The 20,793-nt window shown below is 73.5% G+C and carries 16 protein-coding genes and 1 pseudogene; 7 read left to right on the top strand and 10 right to left on the bottom strand.

The genetic code is table 11. The annotated features are described in order from the left end of the window. Nucleotides 1–4: 4 nt before the first annotated feature. From JD77_RS32230 to ftsY, 4 genes and pseudogenes are all read right to left on the bottom strand, one after another. A complete protein-coding gene (locus tag JD77_RS32230) occupies nt 5–343 on the bottom strand; it encodes a P-II family nitrogen regulator (protein WP_170286644.1) in 339 nt (112 codons plus the stop codon). After that, nucleotides 340–1,804, bottom strand: a pseudogene (locus JD77_RS19030) (ammonium transporter). The gene JD77_RS32230 and the pseudogene JD77_RS19030 overlap by 4 nt, the downstream one beginning before the upstream one ends. Nucleotides 1,805–1,986: 182 nt before the next feature. Continuing rightward, complete coding sequence (locus tag JD77_RS19025) at nt 1,987–2,775, bottom strand: aminoglycoside phosphotransferase family protein (RefSeq protein ID WP_145775547.1); 789 nt, start codon at nt 2,773–2,775, stop codon at nt 1,987–1,989. 81 nt (nt 2,776–2,856) lie between these two features. Beyond that, nucleotides 2,857–4,047 carry a signal recognition particle-docking protein FtsY gene (ftsY, locus tag JD77_RS19020; protein WP_145775546.1) on the bottom strand — a complete coding sequence of 397 codons (1,191 nt, stop codon included), beginning with the start codon at nt 4,045–4,047 and terminating at the stop codon, nt 2,857–2,859. 150 nt (nt 4,048–4,197) lie between these two features. Between ftsY and JD77_RS19015 the strand changes: the two genes are divergently transcribed. The 4 genes from JD77_RS19015 (at nt 4,198) to JD77_RS19000 (ending at nt 7,691) form a co-directional block, all read left to right on the top strand. Further along, complete coding sequence (locus JD77_RS19015) at nt 4,198–5,916, top strand: alkaline phosphatase D family protein (protein ID WP_145775545.1); 1,719 nt, start codon at nt 4,198–4,200, stop codon at nt 5,914–5,916. Nucleotides 5,917–5,978: 62 nt separating this feature from the next. Beyond that, the gene (locus JD77_RS19010; RefSeq protein ID WP_246140756.1) at nt 5,979–6,419 is read left to right on the top strand and encodes a MarR family winged helix-turn-helix transcriptional regulator; all 441 of its coding nucleotides are present in this window, start codon (nt 5,979–5,981) and stop codon (nt 6,417–6,419) included. A 169-nt stretch (nt 6,420–6,588) separates the two neighbouring features. Continuing rightward, on the top strand, nt 6,589–7,086 hold the full coding sequence (locus tag JD77_RS19005; protein WP_145775544.1) for a universal stress protein: 498 nt from the start codon (nt 6,589–6,591) through the stop codon (nt 7,084–7,086). A gap of 83 nt (nt 7,087–7,169) precedes the next feature. Further along, entirely contained in the window at nt 7,170–7,691 is a 522-nt protein-coding gene (locus JD77_RS19000; RefSeq protein ID WP_145775543.1) for a DinB family protein, read from the top strand. A gap of 390 nt (nt 7,692–8,081) precedes the next feature. Here the strand turns inward: JD77_RS19000 and JD77_RS18995 are convergent, their stop codons facing one another. From JD77_RS18995 to JD77_RS35185, 5 genes are all read right to left on the bottom strand, one after another. Continuing rightward, nucleotides 8,082–8,459 carry a hypothetical protein gene (locus JD77_RS18995; RefSeq protein ID WP_145775542.1) on the bottom strand — a complete coding sequence of 126 codons (378 nt, stop codon included), beginning with the start codon at nt 8,457–8,459 and terminating at the stop codon, nt 8,082–8,084. Nucleotides 8,460–8,964: 505 nt separating this feature from the next. Beyond that, on the bottom strand, nt 8,965–9,591 hold the full coding sequence (locus tag JD77_RS18990; protein ID WP_145775541.1) for an HAD family hydrolase: 627 nt from the start codon (nt 9,589–9,591) through the stop codon (nt 8,965–8,967). Next, nucleotides 9,588–13,184 (bottom strand): chromosome segregation protein SMC, encoded by a 3,597-nt coding sequence (gene smc / locus JD77_RS18985; RefSeq protein WP_145775540.1) that lies wholly within the window; start codon nt 13,182–13,184, stop codon nt 9,588–9,590. The genes JD77_RS18990 and smc overlap by 4 nt, the downstream gene beginning before the upstream one ends. 359 nt (nt 13,185–13,543) lie before the next feature. Then, a complete protein-coding gene (locus JD77_RS18980) occupies nt 13,544–13,738 on the bottom strand; it encodes a hypothetical protein (protein WP_036374707.1) in 195 nt (64 codons plus the stop codon). Between the two features lie 314 nt (nt 13,739–14,052). Continuing rightward, on the bottom strand, nt 14,053–14,895 hold the full coding sequence (locus JD77_RS35185) for a hypothetical protein (protein ID WP_342799652.1): 843 nt from the start codon (nt 14,893–14,895) through the stop codon (nt 14,053–14,055). A 352-nt stretch (nt 14,896–15,247) separates the two neighbouring features. Between JD77_RS35185 and JD77_RS35180 the strand changes: the two genes are divergently transcribed. The 3 genes from JD77_RS35180 to JD77_RS18960 all read left to right on the top strand — a co-directional run bounded on the left by JD77_RS35180 (nt 15,248) and on the right by JD77_RS18960 (nt 18,303). Further along, nucleotides 15,248–15,640: a CAP domain-containing protein gene (locus JD77_RS35180; protein WP_342799651.1), complete on the top strand. Its 393-nt coding sequence runs from the start codon at nt 15,248–15,250 to the stop codon at nt 15,638–15,640. Between the two features lie 124 nt (nt 15,641–15,764). After that, a complete protein-coding gene (locus JD77_RS18970) occupies nt 15,765–16,610 on the top strand; it encodes an endo alpha-1,4 polygalactosaminidase (RefSeq protein ID WP_145775539.1) in 846 nt (281 codons plus the stop codon). A gap of 370 nt (nt 16,611–16,980) precedes the next feature. After that, nucleotides 16,981–18,303 carry an IS110 family RNA-guided transposase gene (locus JD77_RS18960; RefSeq protein WP_145775538.1) on the top strand — a complete coding sequence of 441 codons (1,323 nt, stop codon included), beginning with the start codon at nt 16,981–16,983 and terminating at the stop codon, nt 18,301–18,303. Nucleotides 18,304–18,439: 136 nt separating this feature from the next. On the opposite strand, the gene JD77_RS18955 is transcribed toward JD77_RS18960, so the two are convergent. Further along, on the bottom strand, nt 18,440–20,686 hold the full coding sequence (locus JD77_RS18955) for an MMPL family transporter (protein ID WP_145775537.1): 2,247 nt from the start codon (nt 20,684–20,686) through the stop codon (nt 18,440–18,442). Between the last annotated feature and the right edge of the window lie 107 nt (nt 20,687–20,793).

Below are 20,793 nucleotides of genomic sequence, written 5' to 3'. Positions count from 1 at the left end.
CCGGTCAGAGGGCGTCCAGGCCGCGCTCGCCGGTGCGGACGCGGACGACCTCCTCGACGCCGGTCACCCAGACCTTGCCGTCGCCGATCTTGCCGGTGCGGGCGGCGCCGACGATGGCGTCGACGATCTTGTCGACCTCCAGCTCGTCGGTGAGCACCTCGACCCGGATCTTCGGCAGGAACTCGACCGTGTACTCGGCACCCCGGTAGACCTCGGTGTGCCCCTTCTGGCGGCCGTAGCCCTGGACCTCGCTGACGGTCAGCCCGGCCACCCCGAGGGCGTGCAGGGCTTCCTTCACCGCGTCCAGCTGGTACGGCTTGATGACCGCGGTCACCAGCTTCATGTCCAACCCCTCCATCCCAGGAACGTTAACCGGCGACCTTCTCGCTGACCGGCTCGGCCGGATCCGGGACCGCCGCCGGGCCGCCGCCTCCGGCTTCGCGTCCTCCGGCGCCGGCCGCGCCGCGGTGCCGCCGATCCCGGCGAGCGCGAACGCGCTGCCGCTGCCGCCGCCCGCCGGGGAGAGGTCGTAGCCGCTCTCGGCGTGCTCCGCGATGTCGATGCCCTCGACCTCGGCCTCCGGCCTGAGGCGGAAGCCCATGGTCTTCTCGATGGCGAAGGCGAGCACCCAGGCGACCCCGAACGACCACGCCGTCACGATCAGGCCGGCGAGCGCCTGCCGTCCGAGCTGGGTGAGCCCGCCGCCGTAGAACAGGCCGTCGGACGCGCCGATCACGTCGCCGATGGCGGAGTTGACGGAGTTCGTGGCGAACAGGCCGAGCCAGAGCGACCCGATCCAGCCGCCGACGAAGTGCACGCCGACGACGTCGAGGGAGTCGTCGTAGCCCAGCCTGTACTTCAGGCTGATGGCGAGCGCGCAGACCACGCCGGCCACGATGCCGAGCAGGACCGCCGCCCAGGGGGTGACGAAGCCGCAGGCCGGGGTGATGGCGACCAGGCCGGCCACGGCGCCGGAGGACGCGCCGACCATGGTCGGCTTCCGGTCCTTGATCCACTCGACGGCGATCCAGCCGAGCACCGCCGCGGCGGTGGCGAGCTGGGTGTTGAGGAACGCGAGCCCGGCGACCGAGTCCACGGTCAGCTCCGAGCCGGCGTTGAACCCGAACCAGCCGAACCAGAGCAGGCCGGCGCCGAGCGCGACGAGCGGGATGTTGTGCGGCTTCATGCCCTCGCGCGGCCAGCCGAGCCGCTTGCCGAGCACGAGCGCCAGGGCGAGCGCGGCCGCGCCGGCGTTGATGTGCACGGCGGTGCCGCCGGCGAAGTCCAGCGCGTGCAGCTTGGCGCCGACGATGCCGCCGCCCCACACCCAGTGGGCGACCGGGAAGTAGACCAGGGTGGCCCAGCCGAAGGCGAACAGCAGCCAGCCGCCGAACTTCGCCCGGTCGGAGACGGCGCCGCTGATCAGCGCGACGGTGATCACCGCGAAGACCATCTGGAACGCCATGAACACGTAGAGCGGCACGCCGATGCCGCTGGGGTTGTCGGCGGTCGCGCCCCACAGGTCGGTCTCGGCGAGGAACGTCTTGGTGCCGAGGTACACGCCGGGGTCGCCCCAGAGTCCGTTCACGTCGGTGCCGAACGCGACGCTGAAGCCGTAGAACCACCACAGAACGGAGATGAGCCCGATCGCGGAGAAGCTCATCATCATCATGTTGAGCACGCCCTTGGCCCGGTTGAGCCCGCCGTAGAACAGGGCGAGCCCGGGCGTCATGAGCAGCACGAGCGCGGTCGAGACCAGCAGCCAAACGGTGTTGCCGGCGTCGATCGTCGGTGCTTCAGGCACGCTGGCCTCCTAAAGGTGAGGTTCCCTCCTTCGCGGCTTCCGGGGCAGCATCGCCCGTACGCCGGTTGCGACGAGCTTGGTCGGCCCCTGTTTCCCCCAGCGTCACCCGTCGATTTCCGCAGCGTGACACTGTGTTTCGGACGTGTGAAGAAACCCTCACCGTCGGCCGGGCCGGCGGGCGGTCAGCGCAGCGCGTACTCCAGGTGGTGCCGCTCGTAGTCGAGCAGGCGCAGGTCGCGCATCGGGCGACGAAGGTGACCCTTGTGCACGATCCGGACGAACGCCGGCTCCCCGGCGGCGGCCATCCGCCGGATGCCCTCGACGTGGTCCACGATCCGCTTACGGATGGTCCGGACCAGCCGGTGCCGGTCGCGCGGGATCAGCCCGTACGCGTCGGCGAACAGCCGCAGCCGGCGCGGCCGGTCGGGGCGCTTCCAGCCGAGGGTGATCGAGTCCCGGTCGGAGAAGATCGGCACCCAGGTCCACGCCGCGTACGCCACGTCGTAGATCCGGGCACCGGGCGAGGCCAGGTCGAAGTCGATCAGCCCGAGGGTGCCGTCGGGGCGCCAGATCACGTTGTGCGGGGCGGCGTCGTGGTGGCAGATCACCTCGGTGTCCGGCGGGGGTGGCCCGAACGAGCGCCAGATCGCGTTCGGCGGCGGGGCGAAGCCGTACTGGGCGTCGTGGAACATCCGCAGCATCGTCGCCACCGTCACCAGCGCCTCGTCGGTGACCCAGTGCGGGGCCAGCGGGTACTCCCCGCACTCCCCCTCCAGGTACGACAGCACCTCCCGGTTGCGCTCGTCCATGCCGAACGCCCGGGGCGCGCCGGTGAACCCGACGTACTCCAGGTGACGCAGGAGGGCGTGCACGGACGGCGTCCACGGGCCCGCGTTGCGCCGGACGGTGTCGCCGACCCGGACCACGGTGCTCACGTTCCCGCCCCGCAGCGGGATCTCCTGCGACGTCACGTATGGTCTCCCCAGGGCCGGCGCAGGGTGACGGCGGTCCCGCCACTCGGCGTAGGCGTGCTGCTCGCTGGTCACTCGAGACTACGCGTCCCGGGCGAGCGGCTCGGTGCCGAGCAGCGCGTCGACGAACTGCACCGGGTCGAACGGGGCGAGGTCGTCCTTGCCCTCGCCGAGGCCGACCAGCTTGACCGGGATGCCGAGCCTGCGCTGCACGGCGATCACGATGCCGCCCTTGGCGGTGCCGTCGAGCTTGGTCAGCACCACGCCGGTCACGTTGACCACCTCGGTGAACACCCGGGCCTGCTCCAGGCCGTTCTGCCCGGTGGTGGCGTCGAGGACGAGCAGGGTCTCGTCGATCGGGCCGTGCTTCTCCACCACGCGCTTGACCTTGCCCAGCTCGTCCATCAGGCCGACCTTGTTCTGCAGCCGGCCGGCGGTGTCGATCAGCACCGTGTCCACGCCGGTGTCGATGCCCCGCCTGACCGCGTCGAACGCGACACTGGCCGGGTCGGCCGCCTCCGGGCCGCGGACGGTCTCCGCGCCGACCCGGCTGGCCCACGTCTCGAGCTGGTCGGCGGCGGCGGCCCGGAACGTGTCGGCCGCGCCGAGCACGACGCTGCGGCCGTCGGCGACCAGCACCCGGGCGATCTTGCCGCAGGTGGTCGTCTTGCCGGCGCCGTTGACGCCCACCACCATCAGCACCGCCGGCCGGCCGTCCTTCGGCGCGGTGCGCAGCGACCGGTCCAGGCTCGGGTCGAGGGCCTCGACCAGCTCGGCGGCGAGCAGGGTGCGCAGGTCGGTGGCGGTGCGGGTGCCGAGCACCCGGGTGCGCTCGCGCAGCCGGGCGACGATCTCCTGGGTGGGCTCGATGCCGACGTCGGCGGTGATCAGGCTGTCCTCGATCTCCTCCCAGACGTCCTCGTCGAGGTGCTCGCGGGTGAGCAGGCTGAGCAGGCTCTTGCCGAGGACGTTCTGCGAGCGGGACAGCCGGGAGCGCAGCCGGACCAGCCGGCCGGCGGTCGGCTCCGGCACCTCGACGGGCGGCACCTCGATGACCGACGGCACCTCCACCACCGGCGGCGGCTCGACCAGCACCCCGTCCTCGGTGGCCTCGACGGGCGGCCCGGCCAGCTCCTCCTCGGTGCGGGTGCGCACCTCCGTTTCGGGCAGCGGCGGTTCGGGGCGCCGGCGCAGCCGTGGCACCACCAACCCGAGGGCACCGAGGATCAGCACGCCGAGCAGGGCAAGCGCGATGAGGAGGTATTCCGTCATGCCGAAATCCTGTCAGATGGCGGCGACGGCGTCTTCGCCACCGCGCCCGACGGGGGTGCGAGCTGCGGGTACGCTCGCGCCAGCCCAGGGGTGGCCACGCCGCCGTCCGGGTAGAAATGACGAGGTTCGTTCGCCCTGGAGGAGGTCCCCGTGCCGGCTCCCCGCCTGCTCATCGGCCCGCTGCTGCGCCGGGTCGTCGGCACGCGGGCGACGGTCTGGGTGGAGACCAGCGCGCCCGCGACGGTCCGGGTCCGCACGGCCGACGGCGCCGAGGGCACGGCGGCCACATTCTCCGCGTACGACCACCACTACGCGATCGTCGTGGTCGAGGCGCTCACCCCGGACAGCGCGACGACGTACGAGGTACTGGTCGACGGCGAGGTGGCCTGGCCGGCGCCGGGCGGCGGGTTCCCGCCCAGCCTGATCCGCACCCGCGCGGCCGACGACCGGGAGCAGCCGGTGCGCCTGGTCTTCGGCTCGTGCCGGGAGACCACCCAGCACGCCACGGCCCGCCGGCTGCCCCCGGACGCCCTCGACGCGTACGCCCGGCGGCTGATGGCCGAGCCGGACCGCGCCGCCGCCCTGCCCGACCTGCTGGTGCTGCTCGGCGACCAGGTCTACGCCGACGAGACCTCGCCCACGGTGCGGCGGTTGCTCAGGCGGCGCCGGCGGCGGCCGAAGGGTGCGCCCGCGACGCAGGTGGTCAGCTTCGACGAGTACACCAAGCTGTACCTGGAGTCGTGGCGCGACCCGGAGATCCGGTGGCTCTTCTCCACCGTGCCGAGTGTGATGATCTTCGACGACCACGAGATCATCGACGACTGGAACACCTCGGCGAGCTGGCGGGCCGGTATGCGGCGGCAGCCGTGGTGGGCCGAGCGGATCGCCAGCGGGCTGGCCTCGTACTGGGTCTACCAGCACCTGGGCAACCTCGCGCCGGACGAGATCGCGGCCGATCCCGTCTACGCCAGGGTCACCGCCGCCGGGGCGGACGCCACCGGGGTGCTGCGCGGGTTCGGCGCCCGGGTGGACGCCGAGGCCGACCTGGCCCACGACACCGAGAGGTGGCGGGCCGTGCAGTACCAGTGGAGCTACGCCCTGGACCTGGGGCGCACCCGGCTGGTGATGCTGGACAACCGGTGCAGCCGGGTGCTGGAGGCGGGCAACCGGGCGATGCTGCCACCCGGCGAGTGGTCCTGGTTCCTCGACCGGGCGCACGGGGCCTACGACCACCTGGTGGTCGGCGCGTCGCTGCCCTGGCTGCTGCCGCCGGGCATCCACCACGTCGAGGCGTGGAACGAACGGCTGGCCGACTCCCGCCACCGCCGGGTGGCCGGGTTCGCCGAGCGGCTGCGCCGCGCGCTGGACCTGGAGCACTGGGCGGCCTTCCGGCGGTCCTTCGACGCCCTCGCCGCGCTGTTCGCCCGCATCGGCAGCGGCCCGCCCGGGAGCACCGGGGACCGGGTCGGGGCGGGCCCGGCGTACCCGCCGCCGGCGTCGATCAGCATTCTCGGCGGCGACGTGCACCACTCGTACGTGGCTCGCGCCCGCTTCGACGACCCGGCCGTGCGCACCCCCGTGCACCAGCTCACCTGCTCGCCGATCCACAACCAGGTGCCGGCCGCCATGCGCCCGCTGATGCGGCTCGGCTGGTCGCCCGGCCCGGCCGGGGCCGCCCGGGCACTCGCGCGCTCGGCCGGGGTGCGCCGCCCGAGCGTGCGCTGGCGCAAGCTGGCCGGCCCGTACTTCGGCAACGCCGTGGCCACGCTGACCCACCGGGGCCGGTCGGCCGAGGTGACGATCGAGGGCACCACCGGCGACGGGCACCTGCGACCGGTGGCCCGCCGCCGGCTCACCCCGGGCTCCTGATCCCGGCCCTCGCCGGGCCGCACCTCCGCGGGCCGGCGTTGCCGCGCCGTACCCTGGCGTCCGTGGAGGATCACCTGCCGGAGCCCCTGCGCGCCGTGGAGCACGAGGTGACGGCGCTGCTGCGCCGGGGGCGGGTGCTCTCCTGGGAGATCGCCCGCGAGGTCCACCCCGACCTGGAGCCGAACGCGTACGGGCTGCTGCTCTGGCTGCGCCGGTGCGACTCGGTGCGGCTGACCGACCTGGCCGCCCGGCTCGGCGTGGGCAAGGGCACGCTCAGCCGCCAGATCACCGGGCTGGAGGCGCTCGGGTTGGTCCGGCGCGACCCCGACCCGACCGACCGGCGGGCGTGGCGGCTCAGCCTGACCGAGGAGGGTCAGCGCCGGTTCGACGCCGCCCGGGCGTCCCGGCTCGGTTCGCTCCGGCGCACGCTGCGGAGCTGGCCGACGCGGGACGTGGAGGAGTTCGGCCGGCTGCTGCGCCGGTTCAACGACGCCCTGGACTGAGCTCCCCTCCCCGCGCCCACTGCCCGGTTCGGGCACGGGAATAGGTTCGGGTCGGCGCATGTTGTTGCTTCGGGCAACCAGTTGGGCCACGCCCCGCCGGCGGGCCGGATCGAGCAGGAGCCGGTGGAGGCCGTGGTCCGCACCGGCGGGCAGGGCTGAGGGGGCGGACATGGGCGTACGAGAGCCGGTGGACCGGGAGGAGTACGGGCCGGAGGCGCGGCCGCTGCCGTTCGAGCGCGGCACGGACGGGCCCCGGGTGGTGCTGGTCGGCGTGGACGGCAGCCGCACCTCGCTGCGCGCCGCCGCGTACGCGGCCGGGCTGGCACGCCGGCAGGGCTCCGGGCTGGTGGTGGTCTTCGTCAGCTCCCCGGCCGCCTACCCGGCCATGCTGTCCGGAATGGTGGCCGGGGTCGTCCAGCAGACGCACGACGAGCTGGCCGCCGAGTTGCGCGAGGAGTGCCGGCGCGGCGCCGAGGAGCTGGGCCTGCCGGTCACGTTCCTGTGCCGGCGCGGGGACGCGTACACCGAGCTGTGCGCGGCGGCGGACGAGACCCGGGCGGACCTGGTGGTGGTCGGCTCCTCCGAGCAGGCCGGCCACCGCCTGCTGGGCTCCGTCGCCACCCGCCTGGTCCGCACCGGCCGCTGGCCGGTCCTCGTCGTCCCGTAGCGCTTCCGGTACGGCAGGGACCCGCCCAGCACCCGCCGGTAATCCGGTCGCGGGGTGTCGTACCCGGCGGCCAGGATGGCCGGATGACGTGGACAGCACCGGAGATCACCCGGGAAGACGAGCCGACGGTCGGCGACGAGCGCACCATGCTCGAGGGCTGGCTGGATTACCACCGGCAGACCCTGCTGCACAAGTGCGCCGGGCTGACCGCCGAGCAGTTGCGGACGCCGAGCGTGGAGCCGTCCGGGCTGACGCTGCTGGGCCTCGTCCGGCACATGGCCGAGGTGGAGGCCTGGTGGTTCCGCGAGAACTTCGCCGACCAGCGGGTCGACTGGCCGTACTTCACCCGGGAACAGCCGGACGCCGACTTCGACGTCAGCGCCGCCGACGCCGAGGCCGACTTCGCGACGTACCACCGGGAGGTGGAGCTGGCCCGGGCCGCCGCGGCCGGCCGCACCCTGGACGAGACGTTCACCGAGGTCGGCCCCAAGCGCCGGACGTTCAACCTCCGCTGGGTCTACGTCCACATGATCGAGGAGTACGCCCGGCACAACGGCCACGCCGACCTGATCCGGGAACGGATCGACGGCGTGACCGGCGACTAGGCTAGCCCGGGGCTAGCCCGGGGCTAGGCCGGGGCTAGCCCTGCGCGGGGGGCGGCGGGCCGGCATCCGGCGCGGAACAGGGCGCCGGTACCGGGAAGGGGGCCGGCGGCGGGCGACCGGAGGAGCCGTCAGGCGCTGCCCAACTCGCGGGGCAGGCAGGCCGGGGAACACCTGCGGCAGGCGGGTCGCGGTGTCTGGGAGCCGATCCAGATCGGGATGGGGCAGAACCGCGAGCAGCGCCCGAAGGGCTGACCGCCCCGGGGCAGGTCGGGGGCAGCCCCCAGTTCATGGTGGTGTGGGAGAATGCTCCTGCTCAGAGCCGCACCGCCCGGCTACGCGATTCGCCCTGGCCCCCGCGCCAGAAGGGGCGCGCGGGGGCCTCCACGGCCGTCAGTTGGTGCTATACCAGTAGTAGGCCCCCCAAGCCCCCGAGCCCGAGGTCCGGAACACGTTGTGGTTGCCCGAGTGGATCCACGTCTCGCCCAGCAGGCGCCAGGAGCCGGAAGAGACGGCCCACACCTTGACAGGCTCATAGCTACCGGCGGCGAGCGTTTTGCTCCAACATGTGCCCGGCCGCACCCCGAAGCTAGTCATGCCTCGGTGGGGGAACTCCAGGTACGCGTTGTAGCCGCCTCCCTTGTTGCAGATTCCGGTCCGGTTGGTGGTCGCCGCACTTGCCGGCGGCGCGGCTGTGGCCAACCCTGCCAGGACCATGACGCCGATCAAGACCGGTCGCCACATCTTGCGCATGCGAGTCAAAGCTGTCATCCGGGCCTCCTAGGGCCTTGTAGGGGGACGATGCCGTGGATAAGTCACGCCTGACGCGCGTAACGCGCTTCCTATGGGTGAACGGATGCGTCCCGGTGGTTGGTTCACCGAACGTCTACGACGTCGGTCTCCGCGCCTGTCGGAGCGGGCTGGTGAGCCACAGCGATCTTCGAGAGTGCCGCCGGGACGAGGGCGGCCGGCTACCAGTCCCGCAATGGCGAGAATGGTGTCTTCAAAGTGTTCTCGGCGTCCGATGTAGCGTTGCAGCGGTCGCCACTGCTTCGGTTGCACGATGGCGTGTTCCACGCAGATCCGTTGTGATGACTGCATGTCGGGCGTTGTCGTACTCGGTATGTTGGGTTTCGTCGGCGTCCTTGCGTGGTCGCTTCGGTGGGGCGCTGACCTGGTCGGGGAAGTCCCGGGCCAAGCCCTGGTAGCCGGAGTCCACCTGGGCCTTTGACCTTCGGATACTGCCGCAGCGGGTCTTCCACGCGCCGGGGCGCGCTCAGCCCTGCGTCGGCTCCAGCGCCGCCCGCAGGTAGCGCAGCCCCTCCGGCCCGCTCCACCGGTACGCGGACAGCCCGGCGGCCCGCGCCCCGCTGACCGCCCGGTCCTCGTCGTCGACGAACAGCACCTGCTTCGGGGGCGTCCCCAGCGCCTCGCAGGCGGCCCGGAAGTACGCCGGGGCCGGCTTGTGCACCCCGACCGCCGAGGAGTTGACCACCACGTCGAACTCGCCGACGAGGCCGAGCGCGGCGAGGTCGGCGTCGAGCAGGTCGGTGGCGTTCGTGCCCAGCCCGACCGTCACCCCGGCGGTCCGCACCTCGCGGACGAACGCCAGCACGTCCGGGTCCACCTCGCCCCGGTACTGCTGCCACTCCCGCACTGCCGCGCGGGCGCGGTCTGCGCCCACCGACGGGGTCAGCGCGTCCGCCACGCTGCTCATCCACTGGGCGTGGCTGACCTGCCCGGTGAGCACCGGCTGGAGCAGCCCCCAGGACATGGCGATCTCGCCGAGTACGCCCTCGGTGAGCCCGTACTCCCGCTCGACGCCGGCCGCGACCGCCGGGTCCCAGCGCCGCAGCACACCGTCGAGGTCCAGCAGAAGCGCCGTGGCACGTTCCCGACTCACTCGTTCTTCTCCCGCTCGTCGTCGGCCCGGTTGAGCCGCTGGCTGATCACCTGGGTGACCCCGCTGCGCATGGTCACCCCGTACAGGGCGTCGGCGATCTCCATCGTCCGCTTCTGGTGGGTGATGACGATCAGCTGACTCTTCTCCCGCAACTGTGCCAGCAGGGTGATCAGCCGGCCGAGGTTGACGTCGTCGAGGGCCGCCTCGACCTCGTCCATGATGTAGAACGGGCTGGGTCGGGCGCGGAAGATCGCCACCAGCATGGCCACCGCGGTCAGCGACCGCTCGCCGCCGGAGAGCAGCGACAGCCGCTTGATCTTCTTGCCGGGCGGGCGGGCCTCGACCTCGACGCCGGTGGTGAGCAGGTTCTCCGGGTCGGTCAGCACGAGCCGCCCCTCGCCGCCGGGAAACAGGACGGTGAAGACCTGCTCGAACTCCCGGGCGGTGTCCTCGAACGCGCTGGCGAAGACCTCCAGGATCCGGTCGTCGACGTCCTTGACCACGGTGAGCAGGTCCCGGCGGGTGGCCTTGAGGTCCTCCAGCTGCTCGGAGAGGAACTTGAACCGCTCCTCCAGCGCCGCGAACTCCTCCAGCGCCAGCGGGTTGACCTTGCCGAGCAGGACCAGCTCCCGCTCCGCCTTGGCGGCCCGCTTCTCCTGCACCGGCCGCTCGTAGCGGACCGGCTCGGGCACCGGCAGGCCGTCCCGCTCGGCCGCGGCCAGGTCCGCCTGCGTCGGCGGTACGGGCTGGTGCGGCCCGTACTCGGCGACCAGCGTCTCCACGTCCAGGCCGAAGTCCTCGGCTGCCTTGGCCTCCAACTGCTCGATGCGCAGCCGCTGCTCCGCGCGGGCCACCTCGTCCCGGTGCACCTGGCTGGTCAGCCGCTCCAGCTCCGCGCCGAGGCGCTTCGCCGCGCCGCGTACCTCGGACAGCTCGGCCTCGCGGGCGGCGCGTTCGCGCGCCACGGCGTCGCGGTGCTCCTCGGCCCGCGCGATGGACACGGCGAGCCGGGTCAGCGCCTCCCGGGCGCCGCCGACCACGGCCCGGGCGATCCCGGCGCCCCGGGCGCGGGCCGCCCGGCGGGCCGCCGCGCGCTCCCGCGCGGCCCGCTCGGCGGTGGCCTGCCGGCGCAGGGAGTCGGCCCGGCCGGCGATCGAGGAGACGCGCTCCTCCGCGGTACGCACCGCGAGCCGGACCTCCATCTCGTTCTGCCGGGCCTGCGGCACCATCGCGGCCAGTTGGTCGCGCTCCTCCGTGGACGGCTCGGCGTCGAGCGGGGTGGCCTCGGCCAGCCGCAGCCGCTCCTCCAGCTCGGCGAGTGCCTGGAGGTCCCGCTCCCGGGCGGCCTCGGCGCGGGCCCGGGACTCGCCGAGCCGGTCGGTCTCCGCCTTCGCCGACCGGGCCGCCGCGCCCAGCTCGGCGAGCCGGCGGGCGGCGGCGTTGCGGTGGCTCTCGGCCTCCCGCTTGGCGGCGGCGGCGTGCTGGACGGTCTCCTTCGCGGCGGCCACCTCGGCGCGCGCCTCGACCAGCTGCTCGCGCAGCTCGACGGCCGTCCGCTCCGCGGCGAGCCGGTTGGCCCGGGCCTCCTCGACGGCGGCCTGCACCTCGATGAAGCTGGGCGCCTTGGCCGACCCGCCGGCCGCCGCGTACGCGCCGACGACGTCGCCGTCGGGGGTGACCGCCCGCAGCTCCGGGTTGCCGGCCACCAGCTCGGACGCTGCGGCCAGGTCGTCGACCAGCACCACGTCGCGCAGCGCCCGGTGGACGGCGGGGCGGATCGCCGCGGCGCACTCGACCAGGTCCGGGGCCCAGCGGGCGTCGTCGGGCAGCTTCGGGCGCAGCGCGTCGGCCGGCCCGTCCATGCCCGGGCCGGCGGGGCTGCCGACCAGCAGGCCGGCCCGGCCGGCGTCGGAGATCTTCAGCAGCCGCATCGCCTCGACGGCCTCGTCGACCCCGCTGACCGCCACCGCGTCGGCGAGCCCGCCGAGCGCGGCGGCGAGGGCGGCCTCGTGGCCGGGGGCGACGGTGAGCAGGCCGGCCAGGCTGCCGAGCAACCCGGGTACGTCGCCGGCGCGGGCGAGCAGGGCTCCCGCGCCGTCCTTGCGGCGCAGGCCGATGGACAGCGCCTCCTCGCGGGCCTTCCAGGTGGCGGCGTCCTTCTCGGCGGCCCGCTCGGCGTCGGTGAGGGACCGGACGGCGGCCTGCGCCTTCTCCTGGACGGCCACCGCCTCGGCGTGCCGCGCGTCGAGATCGGCGTTGTCGCGGTCGGCCTCGGTGGACTGCTCGGCGACCGCGTCCAGTTCGGCCTGCGCCTGCTCGGCGCGGGCCAGCGCATCGGCATGCGCGGCGGCGAGCCGCTCGATCTCCTCCCCGGCGCTGGTGGTGCGGGCCCGGGCCGAGTTGACCTGCCCGGTCAGCCGGGCCAGCCCCTCCCGCCGGTCGGCGATCGCCTTGGCCGCGGCGACCAACTCGCGCTCGGCGGCGGCGAGCTGGCGTTCCAGCTCCTGCCGGTGCTCCACCGCCTCGGCCAGCCGGATCTGGTCGTCGGTGAGCGCCGCCCGCAGCTCCTCCTCCTGCTCGCGGACCCGCTCCGCCTCCGTCTCCAACTGGTCGGGGTCGCGGCCCGGGCGCTCGTCGTCGGTGCCGGCGCTGAGGTGGCGCAGCCGCTCCAGGGCGAGCTGCTCGATCGAGCGGAACCGCTCCTGGAGGGCGGAGAGCTTGTACCAGGTGTCCTGGGCGGCGGCGAGCAGCGGCGCGTCCTCGGCGAGGGCGGCCTCCAGCTCACCGAGCCGGGCCTGGACCTCGGTGTGCTCCGCCTCGACCTGCTCCCGCCGCTCGCGCAGGGCGCTCTCGTCGGCGATCTCCCTGTCGAGCGTGGCGCGCAGGGTGGCCAGGTCGTCGGCGAGCAGCCGGAGCCGGGCGTCGCGCAGGTTGGCCTGGATGACGGCGGCCCGGCGGGCCACCTCGGCCTGCCGGCCCAGGGGCTTGAGCTGGCGGCGCAGCTCGGCGGTGAGGTCGGTGAGCCGGTTGAGGTTGGTCTGCATCGCGTCGAGCTTCCGCAGCGCCTTCTCCTTGCGCTTGCGGTGCTTCAGGACGCCGGCCGCCTCCTCGATGAACGCCCGCCGGTCCTCCGGCTTGGCGTGCAGCATGCCGTCGAGGCGGCCCTGCCCGACGATGATGTGCATCTCCCGGCCGATGCCGGAGTCCGACAGCAGCTCCTGGATGTCGAGCAGCCGGCAGGAGTCGCCGTTGATCTCGTACTCGCTCTCGCCGGAGCGGAACATCCGGCGGGTGATGGAGACCTCGGTGTACTCGATCGGCAGCGCGCCGTCGGTGTTGTCGATCGTGAGGGTGACCTCGGCCCGGCCCAGCGGCGCCCGCCCGGCGGTGCCGGCGAAGATCACGTCCTCCATCTTGCCGCCGCGCAGCGCCTTGGCGCCCTGCTCGCCGAGCACCCACGCGATGGCGTCGACGACGTTGGACTTGCCGGAGCCGTTCGGGCCGACCACGCAGGTGATCCCCGGCTCCAGCTTCAGCGTCGTCGCGGAGGCGAAGGACTTGAACCCCTTCACCGTCAGGCTCTTGAGATACACCTTCTCGATCCTCGTCCGGTGGCCACCGTACCGTCGCGGGCTGCGCGGACCTGGTAAACCCGCAGACTAACCCGGGACCGCCGGGGGCCCGGCACGCGACCCGCCCCGGTGCCGCCCGCCGGTGCCGCCGGGCCGCCCGTACCGGCCTTTCCCGGTACGGATCGGACGTGCTCAAGAACACTGTCCTCGGTCAATGACCACTTCGCCGGGGGCGGCCCTCGGCCAATGACGAACAGATCAACGGGCGACATGATCGGGAAATGGCGACCGGGAAGGGCCCGGACATGGCTGCGCGCCGGCACGAAAGTGTCGGCGCGCGATTTTGCGTGGTGCGATTCAGTTATCGGACAACCGGCGGATCAGGTCAGCGCCGGCTCGGCCAGACGGAGGAGGTCGTCCGCCTCCGCCGCGGCCGCTGCCAGCCGATCATTCTCGGCGCGCAGACGCGTGATCTCGAACTCCAGTGCCTGAACCCTGGACCGCAGTCGGGTGACCTCGTCGAGCAGACGCCGATCGGGCGCTGCACCTACGTGGCCGTAGAGGGCCTTCGCCATGCTGACTCCTTGATATGCGCTGCCGGAAAGGCCGGCCAACGCGCGCCCACTCGTTCGCGACTACCATTCCCAGCGATTCTGGGCACGGCCGGGCGCGACTGGCGACAACTCCATATTGAGCCGACACCCCCTCCTTCGTCAAGTTCCCACAGGCCGTAGATCATCTCCACGTCGGCCTGTCCGCTTGCCGGGGGCTGCCGTAAGGCTCGGACACGCTCTGTCCGGACACCTTTACTGTACGCCGGGGATCTCCGGAACGGAGCCCCACGCGAGCCGCCTTCGCCTTAACTCTTTCTTAGCCACGTTGCCGCAGGTCACGGCGCACCCGTACGGTCAGCCCGGCCCGCAACCGACCCCTGGGAGGCAGAGGCGTGTACGGCTGGACCGACGGAGACGACCCCGAGAACGCCCGCCGGCGGCAGGCGCCCCCGGCCGACGAGCCGGCCTGGCTGACCGACCGGCCGGCGCCCCGGTCGGCGTACCTGTTCGGGGACGAGCCCGACCAGCCGGACGACCGGCGGCGTCGCGACGAGCCTCGGCGCGAACCCGCGGACCACCCGTGGGCCGACCGGCGGCGATCCGACCAACCGCCGGCCGACCGGGCCGGCGAGCAGCCGTGGGGCGGCTGGCTCACGGAGCAGCAGGCGGGCGACCAGCGCGCGGCGCAGCCCTGGACGGAGCAGACCGCCGAGCCCTGGCGGCAGCCGGACGCCGAGCCCTGGCGGCGCGAGCCCACCGCGCAGTGGCGGCCCGAGGAGGAGTCGGGGCAGGGCCGGACCGAGTCGTGGCGGCCCGAGGACGAGTCGGGGCAGGCCCGGACCGAGTCGTGGCGGCCCGAGGACGAGTCGGGGCAGGCCCGGACCGAGTCGTGGCAGCCCGAGGGGGGATTTTGGCAGCCCGAGGGCGAGCCGTGGCGGGACCGCCCGACCGGGCGGTGGGACGCCGGGCCGGCGCGGGAACCGTCGGCCTGGCCCGCCGATCCGGACGTGGCGGAGCAGACCCGCCTGCTCCCGGTCGCCGGCCCCGGCGGGCCCGAAGTCGCCGGTCCCGGCGGGCCCGGAGTCGGCGGGCCCGGAGTCGGCGGGCAACCGGTCGACGTCGCGGTGCATCGCGTCGGCGGGGCCGGGGACGCCCCGGCCGACGGGGAACGCCGGCACGGTTCGGCCCGCCGGGTGCCGCGGCGGCTGCTGATCGGCGGCGCCGCGGCGGCGGCCACGCTGCTGGTCAGCCTCGGCGTCGGCACCCTGGCCCTGCCGGGCCGCGACGACGCGGGAACCGACGCGGCCGCGGTCGACGACTTCGCCGCCGCCGCTCCCGTCGTACCCGACGAGGCGTCGGCGTCGGCCGATCCCCTGCTCGCCCCCTCGCCCAGCGCCGCGCCGACCAGCGCCCGCCCTCCCCCACGCCGAGCCGCGCGGTCAGGCCGGCGCCGGCGCCCAGCCGGACCACGGCCGCGTCGCGGGCCAGCGCGGCACCACGCCCGCCGCGCCCCGCACCACTGCCCCGACCGTGAAGGGCGTCAGCGCCCAGGCGCAGGAGGTCGTCGACCTGGTCAACGCCGAGCGGGCCAAGGCCGGCTGCGCCGCGCTGAAGATCGACGACAAGCTGATGACCGCCGCGCAGCGGCACAGCCAGGACCAGGCCGACCACCGGAAGATGTCGCACGACGGCAGCGACGGCAGCGACGTCGGCGACCGCCTGGACCGCGTCGGGTACACCTGGCGGGCGTACGGGGAGAACGTCGCCTGGAACCAGCGGACCCCGGCCGCGGTGATGGACGCCTGGATGAACAGCCCCGGTCACCGGGCGAACCTCCTCAACTGCTCCTTCACCGAGATCGGGGTGGGCGTCGCGACGAGCAACGGGCCGTACTGGACGCAGGACTTCGGTACTCCGCGCTGAGGCGCGTCGCGCGGGGGGCGGCACTCGTTGAACCGGGTGAGGTACGCCGGGACGGGCGTGGACACGTCACGGTGGGCGTACCCGATCGGGTGGCCGGGCGCCGCCCGCGACCCGGGAGCTGCCGATGCGGATCCGGCTGCCGTCGCCCAGTGGCGGGCACGGTCCGCGCCGGACGCTGCGCTCGCTCGTGGCGCTCGCGCTGCTCGCCTCGGCGGGCGGCTGCCGGGTGGAGTGGACGCCGCCGGGGGCGCCGACCCCGTGGCCGACCGAGTCTGCCCGACACTGGCGCTGGCAGTGGCAGCTCAGCGGGCCGCTCGACACGGGCGTGGACGCGGACGTGTTCCTGCTCGACGGGCTGCGTACCACCGCCGCCGAGACGTCCGCGCTGCGCGCCCGCGACCGCCGGCTGGTGTGCCAGGTGAGCGTCGGCGCGTACGCCCGGACGGACCCGGACGCGGACCGCTACCCGGCGGCGGTGCGCGGCGCCGCGGCCGGACGGCCGGGCGTACGGTGGGTGGACGTGCGGCGGTGGGAGGTCCTGCGGCCGATCCTGGCGGACCGGTTCCGGCTGTGCCGGGGCAAGGGCTTCGGCGCGGTGGCCCTCGCGGACGCCGACGGGTACGCTCGCCGGCCCGGCTTCCCCCTCGACTTCGACGACCAGGTGCTGTTCAACCGGCGGGCCGCCCAACTGGCCCGCTCCCTGGATCTCTCCCCGGGGCTGCTGAACGACCTGCCGCAGGTGGCGTCGCTGGCACCGGACTTCGACTTCGCGGTGAACGAGGAGTGCGTCCGGCTGCGCGAGTGCGACCGGCTGCTGCCGTTCGCCGACGCGGGCAAGCCGGTGTTCCACGTCGAGTACGCCGGTGACCCGGCGGACTTCTGCGTGACCACGGTCGGCTACGGCTTCGTGTCGATGCGCAAGACCCGCGACCTGACCGCCTGGCGAGCCCCCTGCCCATCCGCCCCCTGACGCACCCCCGCCCCTCCCCGCCCCCGCCCCTCCCCCGCCCCCTCCCCCTCCCCCTCCCCCTCCCCCTCCCCCGCGATCTTGCACTTCTGGCCCCTTTTTCGCGGCCTTCGCCGGCTTTGTCCGGGCCGAAACTGCAAGTCACCCGGTCTTTTCGGGACGCCTCGCAGGCGTGAAAATGGTGGACAGGTCACCCGCCGACGCCGATCGATCTTGGTCTAGTTGAGGCCGTCTGCAAGTCTGGCACCGGGGCCCGGACTCTTGTGGGTCACGCACTGTTGCTTCGAGCACGCCGGTCAGATTTTCGGTTCCCGACCGAGGCCCCCGGGCGACCTACCCACTGGTCGATCACGGTGAGGAGGGACGCGGGCGGATGCGCGGGTTACCCGAAGAGATCCCGGACGCTGACAGCGAGAAGGTCTGGGAGCGGGTGTGTGCGGTCGATGTGGCCAAGGAGTCGGGGATGGTGTGTACCCGGCTACCCGCCGCGGGTGGGCGGCGGGTGAGCCGGGTGTGGCAGGTGACGGCGACCACGAACGCGGTCAGTGACCTTGCCGCCGATCTGGTGGCGGCGGGGGTGGAGAAGGTCACCGTGGAAAGCACGTCGGACTACTGGCGGATCTGGTTCTACCTGTTCGAGGCAGCCGGGTTGGACGTGCAGTTGGTCAACGCCCGTGACGTCAAGAACGTGCCCGGGCGGCCGAAGACCGACAAGCTGGACGCGGTGTGGTTGGCCAAGCTCACCGAGAAGGGCCTGTTGCGGCCCTCGTTCGTGCCTCCGGCTCCGGTGCGGGTGTTGCGTGACTACACCCGGATGCGGGTGGATCTGGTCCGGGACCGGACCCGCTACTGGTCGAGGTTGGAGAAACTGCTTGAAGACGCCCTGATCAAGGTGTCGTCGGTGGCCTCCACCCTGCGGACGGTGTCGACGCGGGACATGGTTGAGGCGTTGATCGCCGGTCAACGTGATCCGGCGACCCTCGCCTCGCTGGCCCACGGAGCGCTGCGCCGCAAACGCAACGCCCTCATCGAGGCACTCACCGGCCGCTTCGACGACCATCACGGCGAGTTGGCCCGGATCCTGCTCGACCAGATCGACCGCCTCGACACCGAGATCGCGAAACTCACCACACGGATCGGGCAGATACTCGACGACATCGACCCACCCTCCCAGCCGGGCGGCGGCGACGGCGACACCCCGGCGCCAGACGCCCCGCGGCGCCTGGCCGAGATCCCGGGCATCAGCACCGAGTCCGCGCAACTGATCATCGCCGAGATCGGTCTGGACATGACACGGTTCCCCACCGCGGCGCACCTGGTGTCCTGGGCGAAGCTGTGTCCGCGCACCATCCAGTCCGGTACCAGCCTCACCGCGGGCAAGACAGGCAAAGGCAATCCGTACCTCAAAGGCGCCCTCGGTATGGCCGCAGCCACCGTCGCCCGCGGCAAGGGAACGTTCCTGTCCGAACGCTACCGGCGTCTGGTCACACGTCGAGGCAAAGGCAAGGCCAAGGTCGCCGTCGCCCGCTCCATCCTCGTGATCATCTGGCACCTGCTCAACGACCCAACCGCCCGTTACCACGATCTCGGCGCCGACTTCCACGAACGCCGTATCAACACCACCCGGAAGATCAACAGCCTGGTCCGGCAACTCGAAGCCCTCGGCCACACCGTCACCCTGCAACCGACAACCTGACCCCACACCCCCACCCCGCCCGGGCTGGCCATCAACACCGGGCCAGCCCACCGCGCCCAAAACCCGTCGTGGTACAGGTCATTTACCGGTCAGATCGCGGTGGGGTGGGGGCGGGGGGCGGGTGCCCGGACGTCGGTCAGCGGGTGGCGAGCAGTTCCGGGGCGGGTGGGGCGGGTGGGGCGGGTGGGGCGGGTGGGGCGGGTGGGGCGGGTGGGGCGGGCGGACGGGCCCGCAGGAAGCGGGGCGCCCACCAGTTGGCGTCACCGAGCAGGGTCATCAGCGACGGCAGCACCACCGCCCGGATGATCGTGGCGTCGAGCAGGATCGCCGCCGCCAGGCCGACGCCGAGCTGCTTCATGTCGATCGTGCTCAGCGTCGCGAAGATCGCGAACACGCCGACCATCACGACCGCGGCGCTGGTCACCACGCCGGCCGAGGAGGTGATGCCGTACGCGACCGCCTCCCGGTTGCCCATCCCGGCGCGCACCCCCTCGCGGATCCGGCTGACCACGAAGACGTGGTAGTCCATCGACAGCCCGAGCAGCACCACGAACAGGAACAGCGGCAGCCAGGTCACGATCGCGTCCATCGAGGTGAAGCCGAGCGGCCCGGCCGCCCAGTCGCCCTGGAAGACCAGCACGAGCAGCCCGTACGCGGCACCGGCGGAGAGCAGGTTGAGCGCGATCGAGGTGAGCGCGACCACCACCGACCGGAACGTCCACGCCATCACGAGGAACGTCAGGGCCAGCACGAACGCCATCACCAGCGGCAGCTTCTGGCGGATGTGCGCGGCGTAGTCCTCGCTGTCGGCGACCCCGCCGCCGACGGCGTACTCGATGCCGGGGATACCACGCAGGGCGGCCGGCGCGAGGTCGTCGCGCAGTTCGTGCAGTGAGCGCACGGCCTCGTCGGTGCGGCTGGCGTACGGGGTGGCGACCTCCAGCACCGACACCCGGCGGTCGGCCGACACCTCGATCTTCGGGCCGTCCGCCTCGGCCGGGGCGAAGAGCGGGTCGGTGCCGGCCCGTCCGGCGAGGTCGGCCAGCGCCGCGCGTACCCGGTCGGCCTGCTCGGCGGGGGCGCGGACGGCGACCGTGTGGCTGGTGCCGGTGCTGGGAAAGGCGGTGATGAGCCGGTCGTACGCCTGCATGGCCGGCGTGGTGCGGGGCAGGTCCTCCATGCCGGGGAACTTCAGCTTCATGCCGAGCGCCGGGGCGGCCAGGGCGAGCAGCAGTCCCACCGACACGACCAGGGTGGCCAGGGGCGCCCGCAGCGCCGGCCGGAGCACCGCCGGCCAGAACCGGGGGCGCGCCGGACGGCCGTCCGGGCCGGTGCGGGGCGCGGTGAGCCGCCACAGCAACGGCACCCGGGGCCGGCCGACCCAGCGGCCGAGCTTGGCCAGCAGCGCCGGGAGCACGGTGAGCGAGCCGATGACCGCGACGGCGACCACGAGGATCGAGCCGACCGCGAGGGACGAGAAGACCGCGTCGTCGACGAGCAGCAGCCCGCCCATCGAGATGATCACCGCGAAGCCGGAGACCACCACGGCGTGCCCGGAGGTCTCCGCCGCGATCTCCACGGCGTCCAGCCCGGACCGGCCCTTCGCCCGTTCCTCCCGCTCGCGGCGCACGTAGAACAGCGAGTAGTCCACGCCGACCGCCATGCCGATCAGCAGGATGACGCTGGCGGTGGTGTCGGTCGCCGGCACCAGGTGGGAGGCGATGGTGGACAGCCCCATCGCGGCGGCGACCGAGGAGAGCGCCAGCAGCACCGGCACGCCCGCCGCGATCAGCGCGCCGAACGCGACGACCAGGATGGCCAGGGTCACGGGCAGGCTGAGCAGTTCGGCCCGTTTGAAGTCCTCGCCCAGGGTGTCGTCGAGCGCCTTGCCGATCGACGGCCCGCCGACCTGCTCGATCCGCAGTTGCGGGTGCGCCGCCTGCGCCGCCGCCGTCGCGTCGCGCAGCGGCTGCACCCGATCCGAGGCGGTCTCCGGGTCGCCGGACATGGTGACCGGCAGCAGCAGCGCGTCCCCGTCGCGCGAGGGCACCGGGGCCCCCACCCCGGCCACCCCCTCGACCAGCCGCAGCCGGGCCGTGGCGTCGTCCGCGGCGGTCTTGGCCGCGGCCGGGTCCAGCTTTCCGGTGCGCGGCGTGATGAGCACGTTCTCCAGCGCCGGGTCGTGGAAGTCGCCGTCGGCGACGATCAGCCCGGCCCGCCCCGCCTCCCCGACCGCCTGGTCGGGCTTGCTGGCCTCGTTCAGCCCGGCGGCGTTCCCCCCGACGAAGCACACCGCCACGAACACCGCCCACAGGGCGATCGCCCGCCACGGATGCTCCGCGCTCCACCGTGCCAGCCGCACGGTCACCGGCCGCCTGCCCATACCCGGATCCCCCTCCTCGCCGACCCGTCTGGCCGGTCGGTGCCGACGTTAGGCAGCGGGCGGCGCGGGGACATCCGGGTCCGGCCCCGGCTCGTCCCGGAGGTCGT

The organism is Micromonospora olivasterospora, assembly GCF_007830265.1.
Lineage (GTDB): Bacteria > Actinomycetota > Actinomycetes > Mycobacteriales > Micromonosporaceae > Micromonospora > Micromonospora olivasterospora.
Note: the sequence above shows the minus strand (reverse complement) of the source record. Positions and strands in the feature narration are given on the sequence as shown.

Excerpts from the sequence above, each read along its gene's own strand:
- JD77_RS32230 (WP_170286644.1), bottom strand. The coding sequence starts at position 343 with ATGAAGCTGGTGACCGCGGTCATCAAGCCGTACCAGCTGGACGCGGTG.
- ftsY (WP_145775546.1), bottom strand. The coding sequence starts at position 4,047 with ATGACGGAATACCTCCTCATCGCGCTTGCCCTGCTCGGCGTGCTGATC.
- JD77_RS19005 (WP_145775544.1), top strand. The coding sequence starts at position 6,589 with ATGGGCGTACGAGAGCCGGTGGACCGGGAGGAGTACGGGCCGGAGGCG.
- JD77_RS19000 (WP_145775543.1), top strand. The coding sequence starts at position 7,170 with ATGACGTGGACAGCACCGGAGATCACCCGGGAAGACGAGCCGACGGTC.
- JD77_RS18995 (WP_145775542.1), bottom strand. The coding sequence starts at position 8,459 with ATGACAGCTTTGACTCGCATGCGCAAGATGTGGCGACCGGTCTTGATC.
- JD77_RS18980 (WP_036374707.1), bottom strand. The coding sequence starts at position 13,738 with ATGGCGAAGGCCCTCTACGGCCACGTAGGTGCAGCGCCCGATCGGCGT.
- JD77_RS18970 (WP_145775539.1), top strand. The coding sequence starts at position 15,765 with ATGCGGATCCGGCTGCCGTCGCCCAGTGGCGGGCACGGTCCGCGCCGG.
- JD77_RS18960 (WP_145775538.1), top strand. The coding sequence starts at position 16,981 with ATGCGCGGGTTACCCGAAGAGATCCCGGACGCTGACAGCGAGAAGGTC.
- JD77_RS18955 (WP_145775537.1), bottom strand. The coding sequence starts at position 20,686 with ATGGGCAGGCGGCCGGTGACCGTGCGGCTGGCACGGTGGAGCGCGGAG.